Genomic DNA, 4689 nt, shown 5'->3' on the forward strand with positions numbered 1-4689 from the left:
CACTTGGGCCGTATGTGGTCGACAGGCCATCGCCTTGAGGTACCGTGCCGTCCGGGCCCGTCGAGGCGTACGCGCAGGCGTCGGCCGACGCGGTGCCGGCCGGCCAGCCCACCAGGGCCCAGGTCAGCGTCAGCAGGGCCAGCACCGGTGCGGTGGGTGCGCATCGGGTCACTCGGGGTCCATGCACGACGCAGATCATGAGGTGCGGGGGACCGCATTACCCCACAGTGGCCGGAGATTGCTCCGAAAGAGGGAGATTGGCCGACTGGAGGTTTGACGGACGAAACAGCCGCATATGCCGATCGCCCGCCTGCCGGGGCCCTCGCCGTGGCCGTGGAGGGAATTTCCGCCCGCCGTTGAACACGGCGGCCCCCTCCCCCCGTACCCATGGCCGTGCGGCGGCGCGGCAGGCGCTGCGGTATCCAGGTGACGATGGGGAGTTGACGATGAAGACCTCCTGGCGGACCGCCTCACTGGTGGCCACGGCCGCCACGGTGCTGGCGCTGACGACGGCGTGCGGTCAGGACAGCGGCACCACTGCGGCGTCGGCGGCCCGGAACGCCGGGGCGACGGTCGCGGCGGGCGACGACGTGAACCCGGGCGGCGGCACCGCGATCGGCTCGGGCAACGGATACGGCGCCGACGGGGCCCAGGACTCCACGGCCCCGGCCACCCCCGCGGGCAAGCTCACCGCGGCGAGCAACCCCGAGCTCGGCAAGGTGCTGACCGACGGCTCCGGCCTCACCCTCTACCGGTTCGACAAGGACACCGCCGAACCACCGAAGTCCAACTGCTCCGGCGACTGCGCCACCACCTGGCCGCCGGTCCCCGCCGACGACGCCACCGCCGGCGCCGGCGTCGACCGGGCGCTGCTCGGCGAGGTGACCCGCGCCGACGGCTCCAGGCAGCTCACCATCGGCGGCCGGCCCGCGTACCGCTACGCCAAGGACGTCAACGCCGGTGACGTGAACGGCCAGGGCGTGGGCGGCACCTGGTTCGCGCTCGCCCCGAACGGCAAGAAGGCCAAGTCGTCCCCGATGCCCGGCCTGTCCGTCCGCAAGGACCCGAAGCTCGGCGACATCGTCGTGGACCGCCAGGGCATGACCGTCTACCGCTTCATGAAGGACAAGGCCTGGCCCAAGCCGGTCTCGAACTGCACCGGGGCCTGCCTGGAGAAGTGGCCGGCCGTCGCCCCGGTCGCCGCCGACGACACCGCGGGCGTGAAGAAGAAGGGCCTCATGCCCTTCACCCGTACCGACGGGACGAGGCAGATGACCGTCAACTGCCGGCCCGTCTACACCTTCTCCGGGGACAAGGCCCCGGGGGACACCAACGGTCAGGGCGTGGGCGGTACTTGGTACGCCGTCTCGCCCGACGGCGAGCCGGTCGGCGCGCCGGGCGAATAGATCACCTCCCCGGGGTCGATCACCCGCCCCGGCCCGGCGCGCGGCCGAAGATCCGCCCCCTCCGCACCGCGCGGAGGGGGCGGATCGTTGTGCGTGCCGGGATCGCCGGGGCGGCACGTCGTCACGGACCGGGGTCGCGCGGGCACTTGCCGCAGGCAGTGACCGGGAACGGATGGTCAATTTCCGTTTCAGGTCGCTCCTTTGGCGGGCGATCAGTAGCCTCTGCTCGAACACCGGATCGCCTACACCTGTCCACGCTTTGGAGACATATATGGAGCGTCCTGCCTGGGCCCCACGCAGCATCGACATCTCGGTGCCGAGCGTCTCGCGGATCTACGACTACTACCTGGGCGGTTCGCACAACTTCGAGGTGGACCGGGAGGCGGCGCGCCGGGCCATGGAGTTCATGCCGGGTCTGCCGAAGGTGATGCAGGCCAACCGGGCGTTCATGCGCCGCGCGGTGCGGTTCGCGGCCGGCGAGGGCATCACCCAGTTCCTCGACATCGGCTCCGGCATCCCCACCTTCGGCAACGTCCACGAGGTGGCCCAGGCCGCCGTACCGGGCGCCCGCGTCGTCTACGTCGACCACGACCCGGTGGCCGTCGCGCACAGCGAGGCCGTGCTCGCGGACAACGACGACGCCGACGTGATCGCCGCGGACCTCCTCAAGCCCCGGGAGATCCTGACCAGCCCCCGGCTGGAGCGGCTCATCGACCTGAAGCGTCCGGTGGCGCTGCTGCTCGTTGCCATACTGCACTTCGTGGACGACGCGGACGACCCCCACGGTGCGGTGGCCCAGCTGCGCGAGGCGCTCGCGCCCGGCAGCCTGCTCATCCTCACCCATGCCTCGTACGAGGGAATCCCGCTGCCCGCCGAGCGGGCCGAGGGAGCGGTGGACGTATACAAGGACATTCGCAACCCGCTGATCATGCGCTCGCGCGACGAGGTCGCGCGGTTCTTCGAGGGGTACGACATGGTGGAACCCGGACTGGTGCAGATGCCGCTCTGGCGCCCGGACTCGGCGCCGGAGGACGAGGATCCGTATGCCTTCTCCGGATTCGCCGGCGTGGGGCGTTCGGCGTGAGCGCGGAACCGGACGGGCCGGAGGACAGACTGCACCGCCTGACGACCATCTGGAGCCGGGCGGTCTACCCGGTGACCTCCACCTCGCTGACCCGCGCCGAGTTCGCGGAGGAACTCCTGCCGCTCGCCCGCCGGTTGAGCGAACTGCTGCGCGCCCGCAGCTTCGACGCGGACGCGGCGAAGGCCGTCGGGGCCGCCCTGGTCGGCGCGCACTGCACCGACCCCGAGGCGCTGGCCCGCACCCTCGACTGCGTCGACGCCTACCTGATCCTGTACTGCGGCGAGGACGGACCCCAGGACGAACTGCGGATGCGTTCCTCGAGGTTGCAGCACGCGATGGCCGCCGGCTACGCGCAGGCGCTGCGCGAGCGCACCCGTGCCGAGCAGGAGGCCATCGCCCAGGCCGCGTTGCGGGCGCAGGGCGTGGTCGCCCAGGCGCTGCACGCCAGTGAGGCCCGCTTCCGCGCGGTCTTCGAGGGCGCCGCGATAGGGATCGGCATCGCCGACCTCCACGGCAACGTCCTCCAGGTCAACGAGGCGCTGCTGCGCATGTTCGGCCTGTCCGAGCAGACCCTGCGCGGCCGGCGCGTCCAGGACTGGGTGCACCCCGAGGACGCCCCGCAGATCCGGCGGCTGTACGAGGAACTGGTGCGCGGCGAGCGCGAGCACTACCACGTGGAGAAGGCGTTCAACCGGCCCGACGGAACGGTCCTGTGGACCAACCTCACCGTCTCGCTGCTGCGGGACGCCGACGGCAGCCCGCAGTACCAGCTCGCCCTGATGGAGGACACCACCGAGCGCCGGCTGCTCAATCTGCGGCTGCGCTACGAGGCCACCCACGACGCCCTGACCGGCCTGCCCAACCGCACACTGTTCTTCGAGCGGCTGGACAAGGCCCTGAACGCGGGCGAGGGCCAGCGGTTCGGCCTGTGCTACCTGGACCTCGACGGCTTCAAGACCATCAACGACAGCCTCGGTCACGCGGCCGGCGACCGGCTGCTGGTGGAGGTCGCCGACCGGCTCCAGTCCTGCGCGACCGCGCCCGGCGAGATGGTCGCCCGGCTCGGCGGCGACGAGTTCGTGGCCCTGACCACCGGCCCCGACACCGAGCGCGGGGTCGACGAACTCGCCGAGCGCATCATGAACGCTCTCGTGACCCCCATCAGCATCGACGGCCGTGACCTGCTGGTCCGCGGCAGTCTGGGCATCGTGGAGGGACCGGCCGGCGAGCGTACCGCCGCCGAGGTGCTGCGCAGCGCCGACATCACCATGTACCGGGCGAAGTCGGCGGGCGGCAACCGCGCGGAGCTCGCCGACCCCGAGGCCGACGCCCGCGCCATCACCCGGCACGGCCTGACCACGGCCCTGCCGACCGCCCTCGAACGCGGCGAGTTCTTCATCGAGTACCAGCCCCTGGTGCACCTCGGGGACGGCAGTGTGCGCGGCGCCGAGGCGCTGGTGCGCTGGCTGCATCCGCAGCACGGGGTGCTCGGCCCGGACCGGTTCATCCCGCTCGCCGAGCACACGGGCCTCATCGTGCCGCTCGGCCGCTGGGTGCTGGAGGAGTCGATCCGGCAGGCCCGCGCCTGGCGCGAACGCCACGGCGGGCAGGCCGGCCCGCTGCGGATCAACGTCAACCTCTCGCCCTGCCAGCTCGGTCACCCGGGGCTGGTGCAGGACACCGTCGACATCCTCGAACGCGCGGGCGTCGCCCCGGACGCGCTGTGCCTGGAGGTCACCGAGTCCGCGCTCATCGGCGCCGACGACGACCTCCTCAAACCGCTGCGCCGGCTCGCCGAGATGGGCGTCGACATCGCCCTGGACGACTTCGGCACCGGTTACTCGAACCTCGCCAACCTGCGCCGGCTGCCGGTCAGCATCCTCAAGCTCGACCGCTCCTTCACCCAGGGCATGCAGCGCTTCCCCGCCGACCCCGTCGACCTGAAGATCGTGGAGGGCATCGTCTCCCTCGCCCACAGCCTCGACCTGGCGGTCACCGTCGAGGGCGTGGAGACCGGCGCCCAGGCCGAGCAGCTGCGCATACTGGGCTGCGACACGGCCCAGGGCTGGTACTACGCCCGCCCGGGCCCGCCGGAGCGGCTCCACGACCTGACCCTGGTGGACGCGACCTGACCGAAGCCGGAACCCCGCGCCCCGCCGGCCCTCCCCCCACCTCGCGCGTCGCCCGGCGCGGGAGTTC

3 protein-coding genes are annotated in these 4689 nt (G+C 72.0%); all 3 read left to right on the forward strand.

What is annotated here, in order from left to right:
- Positions 1 to 446: 446 nt before the first annotated feature.
- The 3 genes from H5J33_RS24235 (at position 447) to H5J33_RS24245 (ending at position 4622) form a co-directional block, all read left to right on the forward strand.
- On the forward strand, positions 447 to 1406 hold the full coding sequence (locus tag H5J33_RS24235) for an SCO0930 family lipoprotein (RefSeq protein WP_181797000.1): 960 nt from the start codon (positions 447 to 449) through the stop codon (positions 1404 to 1406).
- Positions 1407 to 1677: 271 nt separating this feature from the next.
- Positions 1678 to 2490, forward strand: a complete 813-nt coding sequence (locus tag H5J33_RS24240) for an SAM-dependent methyltransferase (protein ID WP_181797001.1) — start codon at positions 1678 to 1680, stop codon at positions 2488 to 2490.
- Entirely contained in the window at positions 2487 to 4622 is a 2136-nt protein-coding gene (locus H5J33_RS24245) for an EAL domain-containing protein (RefSeq protein ID WP_181797002.1), read from the forward strand. Before H5J33_RS24240 ends, H5J33_RS24245 begins: the two co-directional genes overlap by 4 nt.
- The last annotated feature ends 67 nt before the right edge of the window (positions 4623 to 4689 follow it).

The sequence above is a fragment of the Streptomyces sp. WELS2 genome, from assembly GCF_013870595.1.
Taxonomy (GTDB): Bacteria; Actinomycetota; Actinomycetes; order Streptomycetales; family Streptomycetaceae; genus Streptomyces.